The sequence below is a fragment of the Bacteroidetes bacterium GWF2_43_63 genome (assembly GCA_001769275.1).
In the GTDB taxonomy this organism is placed as follows: Bacteria; Bacteroidota; Bacteroidia; order Bacteroidales; family DTU049; genus GWF2-43-63.
Map to the genome: position 1 here is coordinate 15,060 of MEOQ01000017.1, position 20,140 is coordinate 35,199.

The following is a 20,140-nucleotide window of genomic DNA, read 5'->3' on the forward strand; positions in this document are numbered from 1 at the left end:
ATTTAATAAATACACAATGAACAAATTTCTGATTTCGACGATTGCCCTGCTGATCTTTATTACAGCACAAAGCCAGAATTCTACTGACTCAATTACTATTGTCAGAAGCAATAATATATCATTCATTCAGAACAATATAGTTCTGACTCCCAAAAGACTTGCCGGAGTACTGAAATCAAATACCACATCATACAAAGAGCTGAGAGCTGCCAAAAACAATTTGTTTTTTTCTGATTTGTTCAGTTATGCAGGAGGCTTCATGATTGGCGCTCCGCTTGGAACTGTCCTGGCAGGCGGGAAACCCGAATGGGCCCTGGCCGCGGCTGGTGTTGGATTGGTTGTTGTTTCCATTCCACTTCGCCTGGCTTACTCGCGACGCACAATAAATGCGGTGAATATTTACAACACAGATCTGAAAAAAAACGGGTGTTTGCAAAAGGAAGTCCATCTGGCTGCAACCTCTAATGGATTTGGATTAGTTATGAAGTTCTGATTTGTGGATGTGGATGGAGCTTTACGCTTGTCAATAATAGCTATTCATGAAGAGAACTTTACAGTGCTGCAATCCTGTTTCAATTGCTATCGGAAGGCGCTACTGTAGCGCTTTTAAAATACGTTGGGCGTAGTCTGTAAAATGTAATTGCAGGGTTGAGTCTCCAGACTCAACCCTGCAAATTTTTCATTAAAGACTACGCCCAACCTGGATTTACAGCGCTACAGAAGCAAAACTTATAAGAAGAAAACTTTGTTTCTTTCATTCAAAAGACTTTATCTCAAAACGCCAATAATATAATGTGATTCCATATCTGCATCTGAAAACATCAAATTTAAAAGATGGGTATTTCATTGTATTTCTGCATGTTATGTCAATATCAAAAATATTTTTCGCACAACACAATTTTTATTTGCTTTTTGATGTTTTTATATTGTACTTTTGCTATATATAAGTTTCTTTCATATTAAAAATTTGAAACATGATACCAAGTGATCTGCTGAAAGGCTCCCTGAAGTCCATCGTTCTGAAAATGCTCGCCGACGAGAAACGAATGTACGGGTATGAAATTACCCAAAGGGTGGAAGAATTGTCGGACGGAAAAATCAAACTCACCTTTGGCGCTCTGTATCCCATTTTGCACAAACTCGAAACCGATGGGCTGGTGAAAACTGAATCGGAAATTGTGAACAATCGCAACCGGATTTACTACAGTCTCACAAAAAAAGGCCAGTCGACCGCCAAAGAAAAGGTGAAGGAACTTGAAGACTTCATCAATACGCTGCGCACAATGATTAACCCTAAACCGGATCCTGCGCTATGCAAGGCCTGACCTTCAACCAGGTGAGCCAGATTGAGCGTCTTGTCAAATCCGAACAAATTGCGTTCTCGCATCTGGCCGATGATCTGATCGATCACATCTGCTGCATGATTGAAGCAGAATGCGCATCTGGACTGAGCTTTGACGATGCTTTCAGAAAAGCCAGACTGCAAATTGGCGATACCCGCAACATTAAAAAAGTTGAAGAAGACACGCTTATATTAATCGACAAAAAATACAGAAACATGAAAACAACAATGAAAGTTTTTGCACTCATCAGTTTGATAATGATTGCATTTGGTTCGGTGTTCAAAATCATGCACTGGCCCGGAGCCAGCGTCCTGTTTCTTCTTGGGTTCGGACTACTCGCCTTTGTATTCTATCCCTCGGCCATATCGGTCATGAGGCGCGAGTACAAAATAAAGTGGGGAGGGCTCATCTATCCGGTGGCGCTCATCGGAGGTATTGCCCTGATGATGGGAATTCTGTTCAAACTGCAGCATTATCCGGGGGCATCATATCTGTTGCTGACTGGATTTGTACTATTTATTTTTGTATTGATTCCATCGATTGTAATTTCAAAAACCAGCACAACTGAAAGCAAGTTTATCAGGCGGACAAACATTGTAGGAGCCGCTTCGATAGCTGTTATTCTGGTAGGTCTCTGCAGTAAATTTTTTCACTGGCCCGGTGCGGCAGTCGAACTTTTTGTCGGATCGATCGCGCTCAGCCTTGTCTGGCTGCCATTGTACACATACTATGCTTTCAGAGAAAGTGCATTTATCAAAGGCGGATTTATTTATCTGTGCATGGCCGTGATTCTATTCAACCTCTTCAACATGCTGCTGGCACTGAATATCTCACGTGTGGTGTATAAGGATTTCGTTCAGCCATCCATTACTTTAAACAGCGGAACTGATTCTTTCATAAAATACAATGCTTCGCTTATTAACGCTGCAGCAGCGGATTCCACGACCGACACCACACTTGTAAATAAAGTCAATAAAATCCATCAAAGCTCCAAAGAACTCATTGAATATATCAGTGGGGTAAAAACAAGTCTGGTCGCGCTGCTCGATGAAATCCCCGAAAGCGAAGCGCAGTCAATGTCAGATGATTATTATCTTCTGCAAAATAAATTCGATGTAGCAATTCCGACAAAATACCTTTATGGAGAAAACGGAAATGATGGAGTTGGTTACAATGTGCAAATGAAAACCGAAGCATACCGCAACCTTCTGCTGGCCGAGGCCGGCGATGATCAGGACGAAGTGGAATTCATCAAACAGCTGTTGCCCACCTCGCCGGTAAAAATGGTTCTAAGCGGCGACGATGTATCGTGGGTAATGTATCATTTCTACAATATTCCTGCAATTGGAGTACTCAACACTTTGTCGGGGCTTGAATACAAAGTGGCACTCGCCGAAAACAGCATGATCAGCCACCTGAAAGAAGTACAGAAGGAAACGAAACAATAATTCCAAAATAATAACTGACATGAAAAAGTTCATATATATATCAGGCGTTGTGCTGGTCAATCTGTTTGTCATCGGCACTATTTGTAAGCTTCTCCACTTTCCGGGCGCCAACATTTTTATTCTCACAGGGCTTGTGCTGTTTGTTGCAGCATTGCTGCCCTTGGCGCTCATCAATAATTACCGCAACAACGGAAAAGAAAAAGGCACGCTGTACATTGCTGCCTATCTAACTTCTGCACTGATTCTGGTTGCTGCTATGTTCAAAATCTTTCACTGGCCCGGTGCCAGTTATCTGATGATTGTTGCCACCCCACTTCCATTTGCGTTGTTTCTGCCTGTATTTCTGTATCACAATCGCAAAAATGAACCACGACAGAGTCTCAACTTTATTGGCGTCATGCTGTTGCTGGTGTATGTGGCGGTCTTCAGTAGTTTGATTGCGTTGAATGTGAGTAAGACTGTAATTGACGGAATAACCATAACTGCCCATGATTTTTCAACTTCAACAGAGGTTTTCGAAGCAAAAAATACGGCAACCTATCAATCAATTTCAAAAACCAGTCGTACTGAAACACCAGTAGCAATCAACGATCTGAAAAAGAAAACCGAAGACGTCTGTCAAAAGATTGAAGCTGTACAAAAAGAACTGATACAAAACATCGATGGGGAGGAATCTCCTGCATTCAGCTCTGAAAACAAGATCAACATCAATAAAGTACAGAACTTCACCGAAAGCAATACAACTACAGCCATCATGCGTGGATACGATAATCACGCAGGCAAAGCAACAGAGCTGAAAACAATGCTTGAAGAATACCGGTCATTTCTCATGGAGGTCGCAGTTGATGCAGATTTACAACAACTCATCGGTTCGCTGCTGTTGACAAATGATAAACCATCTGCCGTCAATCCCGGCGAAACCGATACCTGGGAAGATCAGTATTTTCCACGCAATGCTTATCTGATAACCATTCTCGGAAATCTTTCAGCATTGGAAAACAATGTACGCATTGCTGAATCATGTGTGCTAAAACAGTATTGAGTTTGCTCATCCGCTGACAAAATCATATTTGCCTGCACTAAGCAAAAAAAATTCCCGGACTGATGCACTGCTTGGATCCGGGATTTTTAATATTTGATTGAATAAAGTTCTTTGGTACAAAAATCAATACCAATCCTTGTTTTGAGTATCATAACCAACAATTTCATTTCCTGATTTTGTTAAGCCGAAATAAGAATAAATATGTCTAGCCACTTATTAAACGACAATTCAAGAAAAAACAATTCGGTGTACAATCATTTTAATATTCAATCAATTTTGCTTAATATTGTTGCACCAAATCACGCTCGTATGAAGATTAATTCAAAAATAAGATCGTTTATGCTTCTCAGCATTGTCCTGATTGGCATAATTCAATTTGCTGGCTGCACAAAAAACAACAACGAAAAGGAAATCAAATCGCTGATTGTGGCTAATGATGCGGTGATGAAAACAGATGCCATAATAGAGAATCAGGTAAAAGGACTTTTTAGTATGATCAGAGTCAGTCACATGATTACTCCTGGAAAAACAAAAGATATGATGGAAAAAAGCGAGGCGTCTTTTGAAAAGTATCAGTCGTTAATAGATTATGTGCAAAATCTAAAATATGAACTTATTAGTTTAGTAACAGGAATTTCGGCTGAACAGGTTCAAATCGCAGAAGAATATTCAATTAAAGAAGACTCGAGTTTTCTATCAAAATTCACACGATTGGATAATTATGAAATCCCGACCAAGTTTCTGTTCGAAACACACAAAAACAATGGTGGGCTTCCAATAACAACTGAGCTTAAACACCGGATTGTTGCATATAAAAATGATATGAAAGCATTGTTGGGTTTCAATAACTCGAGACGTGTCAATCTAGGTCTTAATGTTGAAAAAATGGTTTCATTAACCGATAACAAAGATTTTCAAACATGGGAAGACGCAAATTTCAGGAACACAAGTCTTGCGGCAGATGTTTTATTACTCAATACACTAATTACTGAAATCAGATCTGCTGAGATTCAAGTTTTGGCATATTTGTATCGTACTGTAAGTGGTCCTGATCCTGAATATAATTCAATATTTGCAAAAGCGATTGCTGTAAGTAATCATGTACGTGTTGGCGACGTGTATGAAGCGGAAATTTTTGTTGCGGCCTATGACTCACAATATAGTCCACGAATAATAATAGGCGCAGGTGTCGATACTTCGACAATGACGGTGCTTGGTAATCCGATAGTAATTAAAGGGAAAGCTGGCAAAGGTATTTATAAAGTGCGTGCTGACAAACCCGGCGAGCATAAATTCGGCGGCGTTGTTGAATACACCACAAGGTATGGTACTACTGCAAGATATCCATTCAGTTCCTCTTATTTTGTTGAGCCAAAATAAAATGCATAGGTAAACAAGTAATCTTCACGGAATTTGGCCAGAAGAGATCCCGGAGCAAGTCCGGGAACTCAGTGGTAAATAGATTTCATGTCTTTGTGAACTCGCGGCAAAACACCCATTGGGCGCGCGTCTCCGGCTTGCAGCGTTTCACGTTGACGCGTAACCTTGTGTGGGTTGTTGTGTCTTTGTGCCCTCGTGGCAATTCCGATAGTATCGAAACTCTCTGCGTCTCTGCGACCTCTGCGAGCAGCTCTCGTGCACACTCTGCGCACCCCACTGAATCAGGCTTCATCGCAGATGAAGATTGATTCTATTCGCGTTCATAAGACCTGCTGAGGGAAGCAAAATCCATTCGCGCAAATTAGTATAATTCGCGGAAGAAAAATGGAGATGCTGCGAGGGTTTTCCAGGAGATCCCGGCACAGTAAGCAAAGCTGTGTCTCAATCAGCGACCGGGAACTCAGTGGTATCAATTTTTTGTGCCTTCACGTAAAACGTGACAAGTAGTGTCTTCGCGGCAAAATTTCTCTCGACTCCGCGTGCAATTCTCTGCGTCTTTGCGCTCTCTGCGAGCAACTCTACCAACTCAGCGCGACGATTTTTGCGAGCAGCACCTCAGCGTGCTTCACGTTCGATTCGTGCGTCCAGCCGGCAATGTGCGGGCTCAGCACTACTTTATCGCTTTGCGTCAGCCAGGTGAATTCAGGTGGCAGCTCCTGTTTGAAGAAATTTTCGAAACTGAAATCTTCCCATTCGAGCACATCGAGCGCGACACCTAACACCAATCCCGCTTCGAGTGCGGTAATCAATGCTGATGTTTTGCACACCATTCCGCGCGAAGTATTGATGAACCAGATCGGTTTACGAAAAGAATCAAAGAAATTTTCATTCGCCAGATATGTCGTTTCTTCGGTCAGGGGCACATGCAGACTCACGACATCGCATTCCTCAAACAAAGTCTGCATGGGTTGTTCTTCTACAATCGCGCTTCCATAGCCGGTTTTATACTTGTCGTAAGCGATCACACGGCAGCCGAAACCGCTTATTTTCTGCGCGAAAGCGCTTCCCATATTTCCATAGCCGATGATGCCAACAGTTTTTCCGGTCAGCTCAAAGCCACGGTTGGCCTCACGTTTCCAGATGCTTTTGCGAACTTCATTGTCGGCGCGCCGCAGGTTGTTCATCAGCATTAGCAACATTCCGAGTGCCTGTTCGCCGACGGCATCCCGATTGCCTTCGGGACTGCTGAGGCATGCGATGCCTTTGCTTTCTGCAAAAGCAACGTCGATGTTTTCCATTCCGGCACCGGCACGCGCAATGAAACGTAGGTTTGATGCGCATTCCAGAACATCACGAGTTAAAGTGAATTTACTACGTACAACGAGTCCGGTCACATCCGGCAACATCGCCTTCAGATCGTCAAGCGTTCCTGAAAAGAGTTTCACCTCAAAGCCAGCATCCTCCAGTTTTTGCGGAAGCAGTGGATGCGTGGTGTCGAGAAATAATATCAGGCCGCGGGAATTCATGATGCAAAGATAAGAATTAGTGGCCAGTTGTGAGCTGAGCAAATGTGGAAATGTGCGGTTTCGCCGATGCGACGCGGAGTTTATCCCGCTGGAAGCGGGGCGCATATGCAAATATGAGTAATATTGAAACTGGCTGCTAACTACTGGCAATTGATATGGCGTATTTGCGATTATTAAAAGAAGCATCGCCGATCTCTCTGCGTCGATGAAATCGACCTGAGTGCATCGGCCTGGACAGTAGTTTCCAACAACGCAGAGAGGTTGCTTCAATTAGCACTGCCGATCTCTCTGCGTCGATGAAATCGACCTGAGTGCATCGGCTGGCATGGTAGCTTCCCACAACGCAGAGAGGTCGCTCCGCGACGCACTCAGATGCGGGAAGATTTAGATTAAATCAGTTGGTGAATAATTATCTATCGAAAATTTAAAATTATCAGAGCTCTCAAAAAACTGCTTCATGAAAGCAATGTTAGTAATACCATCATTTTTCCCACTTATTAGCGATTTACATGAAGACCATTTGTACTTCTCAGCGTACTTGCAAATTGAATGTTTCACGGGATTGAAATTTATATATAGAAACAGAGTTGTCAAATAATCGTCATTTTCCACAAGGACTCTTTCGTATTTCTTCTCAATTACAGAACCCGTTCTCTTGTAAACTCCATTGCAATGCAGAGTATAAGTGCTGAATAAATGTTTAAATTGCATTCCTGGCTTAGGTCTAACGACATTGTTCTTACCTAAAAAAGTATGTGAGTATAAATTCCATTTATCAGCCAAATTTCTGGAATTAGCATTTGCAGGATTCAAATACCCAATTTCATCATCATCCTTTATCCGTACTAAAAAATGAAAATGATTTTTCATTAAGCACCACGAAAGCGTATCAGCAATTCCGGAAATAAAAATCTTGTATAGTTTCATAAAATACAAGTAATCAGATGAGGTCTGAAACATCACGTCCTTATTGTTCCCACGGTTATATATATGGTAATACCTGCCGTTTTCAAGTAAAATGCTCATATTCTAAACAAATTGATTTTAGTAAATATAGAAAAAAATGACATGGTTGATATAAATTTTCTTTCTATTTAGAGTGTTTTTAATCAGGATTCAAGCCGATCTCTCTGCGTCGATGAAATCGACCTGAGTGCATCGGCCTGGACAGTAGTTTCCAACAACGCAGAGAGGTCGCTTCAAGAAGCACTGCCGATCTCTCTGCGTCGATGAAATCGACCTGAGTGCATCGGCTGGCATGGTAGCTTCCCACAACGCAGAGAGGTCGCTCCGCGAAGCACTGCCGATCTCTCTGCGTCGATGAAATCGACCTGAGTGCATCGGCTGGCATGGTAGCTTCCCACAACGCAGAGAGGTCGCTCCGCGACGCACTCAGGTTGTGGAAAGGCAGCTCCGCGACACACTCAGGTTGTGGGGAGAGAAAATTCGAAAATTTCAATTACTTTTGTAGGAATAATTTCAAAGTGATATGGCAACAATCTGGCAAAAGCTGTTTGGCAACAAGGCTGACAAGGATATGAAAGAAGTGGCTCCCTATGTTGATAAAGTACATGTGGAGTATGAAAAAATCAAAAAACTAAGCAACGACGAACTCAGGGCAAAAACCCTTGAATTCCGTGAGCTGCTGCTGGCTTCAGTGAAAGAGCAGGAAGATCAGATCAAGGCATTGAAAGATCAGATCGAAACAAGCTATGAAATGCCGATTGATGAGAAGCAAAAATTATACGGCGACATTGATAAACTTGAAAAGCAGGTTTACGAAATAACGCAGGAGAAGCTCACTGAGATAATGCCTGCTGCATTTGCTGTTGTAAAAGACACTGCCCGACGTTTTAAGGAAAATGAAGAAATTGAAGTTACCGCCACTGAATTTGACAAAGAGCTGGCTGCCAAGCGCAACAGCATTGTTATCAGAGGCGACAAGGCCTATTGGAAAAACACATGGACAGCCGGAGGCACCACGATTGCATGGGACATGGTTCACTACAATGTTCAGCTTATCGGCGGTTATGTACTGCATTCAGGAAAAATCTCTGAAATGGCTACAGGAGAAGGTAAAACGCTGGTCGCCACGCTGCCTATGTACCTGAACGCGCTTCCGGGAAAAGGTGTTCACGTTGTAACCGTCAATGATTATCTCGCCAAACGTGACTCTGAATGGATGGGCGTTTTGTTTGAATTTCACGGTCTGGTGGTAGATTGCATCGATCGCCACGAACCCAACAGTGCCGCTCGCAAAAAGGCCTATCTGGCCGATATTACCTACGGTACCAATAATGAATTTGGTTTCGATTATTTGCGCGACAATATGGCCCGTGGCATTGATGAAATCGTTCAGCGCGGTCACAACTACGCCATCGTCGATGAAGTTGACTCCGTTTTGATTGACGATGCCCGTACACCGCTCATTATTTCAGGTCCTACCAGCAAAGGCGACCATCAGGAATTCGATGACTTGAAGCCCTTTGTTGTTCTGATTGCCAACGCTCAAAAAAATATTTTCAACGGATTTCTGGCCGAAGCAAAACAATTACTTTCCAAAGAAAATCCCACATCGGAAGAAGAAAAGCTCGGCGGGGTTGCACTTTTGAAATGTTTCAGAGGTCTGCCTAAAAACAAGGCCCTGATTAAGTTTCTGAGTGAGCCCGGCATGAAGACTCTGCTTCACAAAACAGAAAATCTCTACATGGCCGAGAACATGAAGAACATGCATCTGATTGATGATGAATTGTTCTTTGTGATTGAAGAAAGACAAAACTCGATTGAACTTACCGATAAAGGTATTGATCTTCTGACTGAAAAAACAGGCGATGCGAAATTTTTCATCCTGCCAGACATTGGATCAGAGCTGGCAGATCTTGAAAAATCAGGATTGTCCGACACTGAACGCATTGAGAAAAAACAGCTGCTGCGACAGGATTATGCTATAAAATCAGATCGCATTCACACCATGAATCAGTTGCTGAAAGCGTACACCCTGTTTGAGATTGATGTTGAATACGTAATCATCGACAATAAAATTAAGATTGTTGATGAGCAAACCGGTCGTATCATGGAAGGACGGCGTTACAGCGACGGTCTTCACCAGGCCATCGAAGCCAAGGAAAATGTAAAAGTTGAAGCGGCTACGCAAACATACGCTACCATCACTTTGCAGAATTATTTCCGCATGTATAAGAAGCTCGCTGGTATGACTGGTACTGCCGAGACTGAAGCAGGTGAGTTGTGGAATATCTATAAATTGGATGTGGTTGTAATTCCTACAAACCGGCCCATTGTCCGGAAAGATCATCAGGACCTCGTTTACAAAACCAAACGGGAAAAATTCAACGCCGTCATTGATGATATAATTCTTCTGAAAGAACAGGGACGCCCGGTATTGGTTGGTACCACATCGGTTGAAACATCAGAGTTGCTCAGTCGCATGCTGACGATGAAAAAAATAAAGCACAGCGTACTTAATGCAAAACTGCACGCAAAAGAAGCCGATATTGTTGCTGCAGCCGGGCAGGCAGGCAGTGTTACGATTGCCACCAACATGGCCGGTCGTGGTACGGATATCAAGCTTGGAGCTGGTGTAAAAGAAGCCGGTGGTCTGGCCATTATCGGTACCGAACGCCATGAATCACGACGAGTTGACCGCCAGCTGCGTGGACGTTCCGGACGTCAGGGAGACCCGGGTTCAACTCAATTCTATGTTTCGCTCGAAGATGATTTGATGCGCCTTTTCGGTTCCGACCGCATCGCCGGCATTATGGATCGTCTTGGCTTGAAAGAAGGCGAAATGATTCAGCACAGCATGATCACAAAAGCCATCGAACGCGCTCAGAAAAAAGTGGAAGAAAATAACTTTGGAATCCGTAAGCGGCTTCTGGAGTACGATGACGTTATGAACTCACAGCGTGAAGTTATTTATAACCGGCGTCACAATGCGCTTTATGGTGATAAATTATCGATTGACTTATCAAATATGTTCAGCGATATTGCCGAAACCATCGTTGCTGATGGTCAGGATTCACGCGACTTTGACCTGTACTCATTTGAAGTAATGAAAACTTTTGCCGTTGAACCAGGTATTGATGAAAAGGAATTCTTTTCAGAAAATACTGCAAAAATGGCAGACAAACTTTTTGAACAGGCCTATTCGGAATACGAGCAAAAATGCGAAATTACAGCACAGCGGACATTCCCCATTATTAAAGAAATTTTTGAAAACACCAACCGCAAATACGATGATGTAGCCATTCCATTCACTGATGGAAAGAAATCTTTCACCGCATTAGCCAACATTAAAAAATCATTCGAAAGTCAGGGCAAGGAAGTCATGCGCGGTGTTGAGCGAAGTCTTGCTCTTGCCATTATTGACGACGCATGGAAAGAACATCTGCGCGAGATGGATGATTTGAAGACGAGTGTGCAGAATGCTGTTTATGAGCAAAAGGATCCTTTGTTGATTTACAAATTCGAGTCATTTGAATTATTCAAACAGATGCTGACAAAAGTGAGTAAAGATTTACTTGGCTTTCTCACACATGGTCGCATTCCGCTGGCTGAAGACAGGAAACTCACGGAAGCTGAACAAACGCGTCGGAGTAATAATACCAATCTGAAAACAAGCCGTGAATCGGATATTCCAGGAACTCAGCATCCGAAATATCATGACCCAAGCACCAATCAATCAATAAAAGAGCCCGTACGCGTTGAGAAGAAAGTTGGTCGCAACGATCCATGTCCGTGCGGTAGCGGAAAAAAATTCAAAGCTTGCCATGGCAAGGACAGTGCTGACTAAAACTGCATTTTAAAATTCCAGATGCCTTACCCCGCTGTCATACTGAGCCCCCTGTGAAATGCGATATAAAGTACGTCGAAGAATTAGCAGCGGACTTCCACATAATTTGATTAATTGAATCAATGGTCAAACGCAGCAAACATAGAATCAATCGCTGGTACATAGTACTTGTTGGATTTCTGCTGTTGATTTTCGCATTGTTTTTTACAAATCCGGGGAAGTTCTTTGTTTCGTGGTTGCGCTACCAGAGCGGAATTCAGAAGAGTCCTCCGGAAAAAGTCACTCGCCTTGGTGTTCCACTCCCGGATGGCTACAGTGTGTACGGCATCGATGTATCGCGCTACCAGAACAATATTGAATGGCTGAGAGTTGCTGATTTCAAATCAGAAGATTTCACCGTCGAATTCGTTTTTATAAAAGCAACTGAAGGCAAAACACTGCGAGATCCAGCCTTCCCGGTCAACTGGGATGGCGCAAAAGAAGCAGGAATTCCACGCGGGGCCTATCACTATTTCAAACCAGGAATTGATGCCGAAGCTCAAGCCAATCATTTTTGCAGAACTGTTACAATGGAAAAAGGGGATCTTCCGCCAGTGCTCGATATTGAGGAAACTGCACGTGGCGTTAGTCGCAATGCCTTGGTAAAATCGCTTTGGACCTGGCTTCAGATTGTGGAGCAGCATTATGGAGTAAAACCAATTGTATATACAGGTGTTGTTTTTTATGAAACTTATTTAAGTGGAACTTCAATTGAAAAATATCCCCTTTGGGTAGCACATTATTACAAAAAACGTCCAGCTACATTTGCACAATGGAAATTCTGGCAATTCAGCGATAAAGCCAGCATCGACGGCATCTCCGGACCAGTGGACGTGAATGCGTTTTCAGGCGACCTTGATCAACTGCAGGAAATGTTGAAATAGTTCAGCGCAATCTGAATTCACTTCAATTACAAATACAATCATTTTGCGAAGCATGATAAACATCATGGCTGTATCATTACACAGTATTTCTAATTCCGGTAACTTTGCATTCAGAAAATTTTAAGCATTAAAACACATTGTTATGAAATACCTGATTGTTGGCGGTGTAGCCGGCGGAGCAACAACTGCAGCACGATTGAGAAGACTGGATGAAAAAAGTGATATCATTGTTTTTGAACGCGGAGAGTATATTTCTTATGCAAATTGCGGTCTCCCATACTATATAGGTGGTACAATTCAGGATCGTGAAAATCTGTTTGTCCAGACTCCACAAACATTCGGACAACGATTCAACCTCGAAGTCCGTAATTTTTCAGAAGTAACCGGCATCGACAAAGATAAAAAAGAAGTCACGGTACGAAAAGTACTCACAGGTGAAACCTACACCGAAAGCTATGATAAACTGGTGTTGTCGCCCGGCGCAGAACCCGTAAAGCCGCCCATTCCGGGCATTCAGCAGGAAGGAATTTTCACGCTGCGTAATGTACCCGATACCGACAAAATCAAACAATATATTGATGAGAAAAAACCGCGTCATGCTGTTGTTGTAGGCGCCGGATTTATTGGTCTTGAGATGGCCGAAAACCTGCATAAAGCGGGGCTGCGCGTTACCATTGTCGAAATGGCCGAACAAGTAATGTCCCCACTCGATTATTCTATGGCCGCGATGGTTCATCAGCATCTGAAAACAAAAAATGTTGAGTTCTATCTGAAGTCTTCAGTTGCTTCGTTTGCACAAAAAAATAATCGCATCGAAGTGAAAATGAATTCCTCAAAAACCATCGAAACCGATATGGTTATATTATCCATTGGCGTAAAGCCCGACAGTCAGCTGGCCAAAGCTGCAGGCCTTGCAATAGGCAAATCGGGTGGCATCGTGGTGAATGAATTTTTGCAAACAACGAACGAACATATTTACGCGGTTGGCGACGCCATTGAATTCCCCAATCCGATTACCGGAACAAATATGATTACATATCTAGCCGGCCCCGCCAACAAACAAGGACGCATTGCCGCTGATAATCTCGTTTTCGGAAATAAAAAAACATACAAGGGTTCAGTAAATACAGCCATTGCAAAAGTATTCGATGTTACGGTAGCAGCAACAGGTGTTTCCGGAAAACAGCTCGGCAAGCTGAATGTGCCGCATATTGATTCAACAACGCATTCATCCTCACATGCGGGCTATTATCCGGGAGCACAGCCGATGACCATAAAAATTTCGTTTGCACCTGACAATGGGCGTTTACTGGGCGCACAAATTGTCGGCTACGAAGGAGTAGATAAACGGATCGACTTGCTCTCTACGGCCATTCAACATGGCGCTACTGTGTACGATCTGGCTGAAATTGAACACGCCTATGCCCCGCCCTTTTCATCGGCCAAGGATCCGGTGAACATTGCAGGCATGGTTGCGGAAAATATTCTCAATGGTGTTTCAAAACCAATCTCATGGCGCGAAGTACATAAGGAATCGCGCAGTGAAATGTTTTTGCTCGATATCCGCACCCGCGATGAATTTCAGTTGGGAACCATCGATGGCGCCGTAAATATTCCACTCGATGAATTGCGCGATCATCTGAATGAAATTCCGAAAGACAAAAAAATTATTGCTTTCTGCGGCGTTGGTTTGCGCGCACATGTTGCATGCCGGATACTGACCCAGAGCGGATTTGATAAAGTGTATAATCTTTCCGGCGGACTGAAAACGTACGAAACAGCCAGTCAGAAACAAAGCAACGAAGACATTTTCGCCAATGATTATATCGGCATCGATGATCATATTTATCAGGGCAGCAAACAAAAACCAGTGGCAACAAGAGTTATCGCTGAGAAAATAAAAATCGTTGACGCCTGTGGATTGCAGTGTCCTGGCCCGATTCTGAAACTTAAAAAATCAATGGATGACATTGCCGAAGGCGAAGCCATCCGGATTACCGCTTCCGATGCGGGTTTCTATAAAGATGTTGCGGCCTGGGCCAAGGTGACCGGAAACGAAGTGGTTGAGCTTACACAAAACGGAGCTGAAATAACTGCACTTATTACAAAAGGAAAAGCAGCTGAACCGACCATTCAGTCTCATCAGACAGGCACCAGTGCCACACTGGTTGTTTTCAGCGACGATCTCGATAAAGCGCTTGCGACCTTTGTAATTGCTAACGGTGCCGCGGCTATGGGTAAGAAAGTAACGCTGTTCTTCACTTTCTGGGGATTGAATGTTATAAAACGATTGAACAAACCGCAGGTGAAAAAAGATTTCTTCGGAAAAATGTTTGGAATGCTCATGCCAAAATCAAGTCGAAGACTGGGTTTGTCAAAATTCAACATGGCCGGAATCGGGCGCTCAATGATGCGCAAACGCATGGCCAGCAAACAGGTCGATGCACTTGAAAAAATGATTCTGACGGCTCAGGAAATGGGTGTTGAATTCGTCGCCTGCCAGATGTCGATGGATGTGATGGGCGTTTCCGCGTCCGAGTTGATGGATGGCGTACAGATTGGCGGCGTGGCTACCTATCTCGAAAAAACGGAAGGCAATCTGAATCTGTTTGTGTAAAAACTTGCGCTGAGATCACTGCAGCTGAATTCTGAAAACATGGGATTCATCTTCGTAACTGATTACGACAAGATATGATCCACGCTCCAACGATGCAACATCAACAATTGCTTCCTGTGAATTATAATTCTGGCTTAAAACAATCTGTCCTGCCGAGTTGATCAGCTGTAGCTGGAAGTCGCCACCAGCGCGGTTTTCTATAATCACGTAGTCGCTGGCTGGATTCGGATATACGCTAAATGAATTTTCATTTTCCAAATCAGCAATAGCATTTGGTCCCGGCAATTCAAGATTCAACGCGAATTCCGAAGTGTTGCCGCTGCTGTCGGTAGCTGTTGCTGTCACATAGTTCCACGCAAGCACGATTGTTATTTCAAAGCTGAAAGTGCCACCGGCTGCGGGAGAAACAAATCCGAGAAATTCGTTGGCTTGTCCATGACCGCTTGCATCGCCGCTGCTGCCGAAAAATTCAACGCTACAATATTGCGCCAGCGGATGATCAAGATGTCCGTATACGGTGGTTTTATCAAGACCAGCATCAAATGAGGCTGAATCAAGTTCCGGAAAGTTCATCAGCTTATTGGCGCCGGCATCGCTGTCGCCGGCATCGTTATCAGTCACACCCTGTGGATACAGATCGATGCCCAGCTGCGCGTTTCCGTAAATCAGATTTTCAGAAAAGGTGTTTCCGTAATCGGCGGCGGTCAACACAGTAATACCATTGCCTCCATTAAATGCAATTACATTTCCCGAATCTGGTTTACCAATCACGTTGTACTGTCCTCCTTCCGCAATGCGGATTCCATCGCCACCATTGCCCAGTGGTTGTGTCCCGGTAATATCGGTTCCAATAAAATTTCGTGTGATAATATGTTCATTGGTTCCTGTAATATGTATGGCAATACCGCTCTGAATATTTCCAGATATCACGTTTTTGTCAAGTATATGCCGTGTTGCAATGCCATCGATCACAACTCCGTTTCCATTCGGAACGGCCGATGTACCTGAAAAGTTAGTTCCAATCAGGTTTCCATAACACCAGTTTTCTGTCGTACCATTGTTGTATAAAAACAATCCATATCCAGTATTACCTGAAAGCAGGTTCCCTTCTCCGTTTCCGAGTCCTCCGACGGTATTGAAATGCGAACCGTCATCGAACAGAATTCCGTAGGTATTTGCAACAGCAGCAGTACCAGCTGCATTGGTACCTATGTAATTTCCCTGAATAATATTATGCTGCGTATCATAACCAATAAGCGGAAGTCCATACGCGACGTTGCCCGATATTACATTGCGCTCTGCCGGCGTGTTTCCGCCAATCTGATTGTATTGAGTGAAAGCTTCAAGACTGAGTCCATCGAAGTTTCGCAATGCAAAAGTTCCGGTGCGATCGATTCCAATATAATTATTGATCACCGTATTGTGGCTTGAACTCAGCAGCCGAAGCCCGATGTGTTCATTGCCGCTGATGATGTTGCGGTCTTCTGCATTGAGTCCGCCGATGGTTGCATATCCGGCGTTGTTTAAAAATTCAACACCAATGTAGCAACCTGCAGTGTCAGAGGCGTCTTCGTTGGTGCCGATGTAATTTCCTGCAATCACCCACCCTGTCGAGGGACTGCCGGAAATCTGAATTCCATACGTAAACTGCCGAATATTGAATCCGCGGATCGTAATGTTCGCTGCATTCATGGCGAAAAAACAGAAGTCAGTACTCCCTCCTCCATCCAGCACAATTTCGGGTCCTTCAGGATTGTTGTTTCCAACATTCGTGGTCTGGGTTGATCCGTCAATCGTAATGTTGGAGCCGATGATGTAGGGCAATCTGGCAGCATTGGTGATGTGTATGATCCAGACACCCTGAGCCGCATTGTAATTCGGATCGCTTACAGGAATATTGAACACAATGCTGTGCGGCGCACCCGGAGCGGTGTTTGCAGTTGTTATTGCCGCCTGTAAACTTCCAGCACCCGACGTGTTGGTGTTGGTAACGGTGTACACCGTGGCTTGCGCTGTTAGTGCGAAAACGCACAGAAAAAAGATTGGAAATATTCTCATTGTATTTCATTTCTTTTGGCTGTCACTCTGAGCGGAGTCGAAGAGTCAACAGCCATTTGCATCAATATCAACCGCTAATCATCCTTCGACTCCGCTCAGGATGACAAGGTGATTTTTCACTTCACAATATCAAATTTCGAAACCAGCAGTCTTCCATCCTCTGTCAACACACGCACAACATACACACCGCTCTGCAACTCAATTCCGAATGACAATTGAAATGTATTTTCATTGAGTCCGGTTTGCTCAAAAACTTTGCGGCCGTCGAATGCGAAAATGGAGACACCTTCGATTACAGCTCCTGGAGCGGAAATTACAATGTTATCACGACATGGATTCGGAAAAACAAGAATCTTATTCGCAATTTCTTCTTCAACAGAAGCGATGACCGAAAAGTTTTCACAAAATTCCGAAGTGCTTCCACTCACACTGGTAGCTGTTGCTGTCATCAACATTCCATCCGTAATGCCAGGACCATAGAACATCCAGTTACCCGTTGCATCGCACCAGGTGCGGCCCAGGAACGTCTGGCCCTCACCGTGATTTATTGTTGAATCAGGTAATGCAATGAATAATTCGATGATTGCATTTTCCGGCGATCCGGTATCCAGTGTGCCATACACCCAAACCATTCCATTCGATGCATTGTATGCTGCGTGCGAAATCACTGGAAAATTCATAAGCTCATTTGGCCCGGCATCCACATCCCCGGCATCATTCGCATTGGGCCCTTCTGGAAAAACATCAATTCCCATCAACGAATTTTCGTAAATGCTGTTTTCTGAAAGGGTGTTATACAAAGTGGTATTGTCTTTTATTGCAAAACCGCATGAATCGTGGTATGCAATAACATTACCCAGCCCTTCGCCACCGATCTGATTGTACGAAGATCCGTTCCAGAGCACAACTCCAACGGTTCCGTTTCCTATGGCCGTTGTACTGTCGGCGCCCGGGCCAATGTAATTGCGTGTGACAATATTGCTGTCGGCATTTTCGAATAGAAGAATTCCGTAATGAGCATTGCCCGAAATCACATTCGCATCAATCGTATTCTGCGAACATTCCGAAATAACGCTGATGCCGTACAAATTAGGTCTGGCCTGCATTCCGGTAATGTCAGTTCCGATATAATTACCGATGATAGTATTGAAACTTGTACCCTGATCGGCAATTTCAATTCCGCCGAAACGATTTCCCGAAAAGATATTGCGTTCAGCTGGCGTTGTGCCGCCAATGATATTATACTTTGTTCCTCCGCCAATCAACAAGCCTGCATCGTTAGGCACCGTGTCGGTTCCGGCAGCATTAAGGCCCAGAATATTTCCGGTCATCGTGTTATAATAGGTTCCGGTTGTCACAATAAAAATTCCGTAACTGTAATTTCCGCTGAGTACATTGTTTTCAATCGGATTGTGGTTAGAGCCGCCATCCACGCAGATTCCGGTGGCATTGGGCAACGCGTTGTTTCCGGTGGCATCCACACCGATGTAATTTCCGACGACCGGATTGTAGCTGCAATTGCCGTAATACACCATGCCATATACACGGTTGCCCGACACTACATTGCGCTCTGCAGACGTGTAACCGCCCAACCGGTTGTGTTTTGCCACTGTGTTGAATTCAACGCCATTGCTCTGCAACAAAGTGTCACCGCCGATTTTGAAAGCATCGAGTCCGGTGGAATCGGGTCCGAAATAATTATTGATTAAAACATTACTGTCGGCAGCCTCAATGTACACACCCATTTCGAGATTGCCGGAAATGATATTTCGTTCAGTTGCCAATGTCCCTCCGATGGTATTTCTATTGGCATTACTGAGAATATTAATACCTGAATAATTATGCAGTGCAGTCATACCGGTGATATCGGGGCCGATGAAATTTCCTTTCACAACATTGTTGCGCGTACCGGTTCCGTTCATGACAATGGCGGCGCCCCTATTACCGGAAATAATATTTCTGTGTTTGTAAGTTGAGCCGCCAATGGTCGTATTGCTTGCATACGAGAGAATAATACCGTTTTCATTCGGAATACTGTCGGTGCCATGCACATCAGTTCCGATGCGGTTCCCGAAGATCTGATTGCCTGTGCTCGGTAAGCCGTCGATGACAATACCTGCAGTGGAATTTCCTGAAATAAGATTGAATTCACCACTTATCAAACTTCCGATGGTATTCGAAAAAGCGTTCTGAAGGCCGATTCCGTAGCTATTTGGTATCGCAGTAATTCCGCTGCTGTCGGTGCCAATGCGATTATTTTTAATGATGTTATTACTTGATTCCGTAATGGCAATGCCCGCCATGGTATTTCCGGAAATGACATTGTTGCTGATGGTATTTCCCGATGCACCGTTGGCAATTGCAACGCCATACATATTGGTCAGCGCAGCAGGAGCCGTAGCCGAATGATTGGTCCCAAGATAATTCTGAGTGACAATATTGCCTGTTGCCGTAGAATTATAAATCATGATGCCATATGAAAACCCCTGAATGACGAATCCTTTTACGGCGTTGCCCGGCGATACCAGCAAGATAGGATAATCAAAGGTTCCGCTGCCTTTACGCAGCACAATTTCATACCCGTAAATATTTGTATTACCCTGATTTGTTTGTTGCGAAGTCGCATCAATATTGATGTAGCCGGTGCTTATCATCGGGAGTGTCGAAATCAGCGTTATGGTAAACGTTCCGCTTCCTGCATCGTATCCCGGATCGGTGTTCGGAATGTCGAAATAAATATTGTCGGCACCTACGGCAGCATTGGCCGAAGTGATTGCTTCGCGCAATGAGCCGACGCCACTATCGTTTGTATTGATAACGGTGTAATTAGCTGTCAGAGCGCGAAACGACAATGCTATAAAAAATGAAACAAGTAACATTCGGGGCATAATACTTTCAATTTGGGATGCAAGGTAAAAAATATTTATTTGATGTGCATTTGTAAATCAATAAATACGAACTGCATTTATAAACAAAAAAAGCTGCCTTAATAA

The 20,140-nt window shown here is 43.8% G+C and carries 12 protein-coding genes; 8 read left to right on the plus strand and 4 right to left on the minus strand.

All coding sequences use genetic code 11. From position 1 onward, the window contains the following. Positions 1-16 precede the first annotated feature (16 nt). The 5 genes from A2W93_03815 to A2W93_03835 all read left to right on the plus strand — a co-directional run bounded on the left by A2W93_03815 (position 17) and on the right by A2W93_03835 (position 5,213). Entirely contained in the window at positions 17-493 is a 477-nt protein-coding gene (locus A2W93_03815; GenBank protein ID OFY55352.1) for a hypothetical protein, read from the plus strand. A 481-nt stretch (positions 494-974) separates the two neighbouring features. Next, a complete protein-coding gene (locus tag A2W93_03820) occupies positions 975-1,325 on the plus strand; it encodes a PadR family transcriptional regulator (GenBank protein OFY55353.1) in 351 nt (116 codons plus the stop codon). Further along, positions 1,313-2,791 (plus strand): hypothetical protein, encoded by a 1,479-nt coding sequence (locus A2W93_03825; GenBank protein ID OFY55354.1) that lies wholly within the window; start codon positions 1,313-1,315, stop codon positions 2,789-2,791. The genes A2W93_03820 and A2W93_03825 overlap by 13 nt, the downstream gene beginning before the upstream one ends. Before the next feature lie 19 nt (positions 2,792-2,810). Next, complete coding sequence (locus tag A2W93_03830; GenBank protein ID OFY55355.1) at positions 2,811-3,833, plus strand: hypothetical protein; 1,023 nt, start codon at positions 2,811-2,813, stop codon at positions 3,831-3,833. A 201-nt stretch (positions 3,834-4,034) separates the two neighbouring features. Continuing rightward, on the plus strand, positions 4,035-5,213 hold the full coding sequence (locus tag A2W93_03835) for a hypothetical protein (GenBank protein ID OFY55356.1): 1,179 nt from the start codon (positions 4,035-4,037) through the stop codon (positions 5,211-5,213). A 578-nt stretch (positions 5,214-5,791) separates the two neighbouring features. On the opposite strand, the gene A2W93_03840 is transcribed toward A2W93_03835, so the two are convergent. Both A2W93_03840 and A2W93_03845 read right to left on the minus strand, forming a co-directional pair. Continuing rightward, positions 5,792-6,739: a hypothetical protein gene (locus A2W93_03840; GenBank protein ID OFY55357.1), complete on the minus strand. Its 948-nt coding sequence runs from the start codon at positions 6,737-6,739 to the stop codon at positions 5,792-5,794. 384 nt (positions 6,740-7,123) lie between these two features. Beyond that, positions 7,124-7,765, minus strand: a complete 642-nt coding sequence (locus tag A2W93_03845) for a hypothetical protein (protein OFY55358.1) — start codon at positions 7,763-7,765, stop codon at positions 7,124-7,126. A gap of 463 nt (positions 7,766-8,228) precedes the next feature. Here A2W93_03845 and secA point away from each other — a divergent pair, with 463 nt between their 5' ends. The 3 genes from secA to A2W93_03860 all read left to right on the plus strand — a co-directional run bounded on the left by secA (position 8,229) and on the right by A2W93_03860 (position 15,089). Then, the gene (secA, locus tag A2W93_03850; GenBank protein OFY55359.1) at positions 8,229-11,549 is read left to right on the plus strand and encodes a preprotein translocase subunit SecA; all 3,321 of its coding nucleotides are present in this window, start codon (positions 8,229-8,231) and stop codon (positions 11,547-11,549) included. A gap of 122 nt (positions 11,550-11,671) precedes the next feature. Beyond that, positions 11,672-12,472 carry a hypothetical protein gene (locus A2W93_03855; GenBank protein ID OFY55360.1) on the plus strand — a complete coding sequence of 267 codons (801 nt, stop codon included), beginning with the start codon at positions 11,672-11,674 and terminating at the stop codon, positions 12,470-12,472. Between the two features lie 142 nt (positions 12,473-12,614). Then, the gene (locus A2W93_03860; protein OFY55361.1) at positions 12,615-15,089 is read left to right on the plus strand and encodes a pyridine nucleotide-disulfide oxidoreductase; all 2,475 of its coding nucleotides are present in this window, start codon (positions 12,615-12,617) and stop codon (positions 15,087-15,089) included. 15 nt (positions 15,090-15,104) lie between these two features. Here the strand turns inward: A2W93_03860 and A2W93_03865 are convergent, their stop codons facing one another. Together A2W93_03865 and A2W93_03870 are read right to left on the minus strand one after the other, a co-directional pair. Then, a complete protein-coding gene (locus A2W93_03865; GenBank protein ID OFY55362.1) occupies positions 15,105-17,090 on the minus strand; it encodes a hypothetical protein in 1,986 nt (661 codons plus the stop codon). 173 nt (positions 17,091-17,263) lie between these two features. Then, positions 17,264-20,026, minus strand: coding sequence for a hypothetical protein (locus tag A2W93_03870; protein ID OFY55363.1), 2,763 nt, complete (start codon positions 20,024-20,026; stop codon positions 17,264-17,266). Between the last annotated feature and the right edge of the window lie 114 nt (positions 20,027-20,140).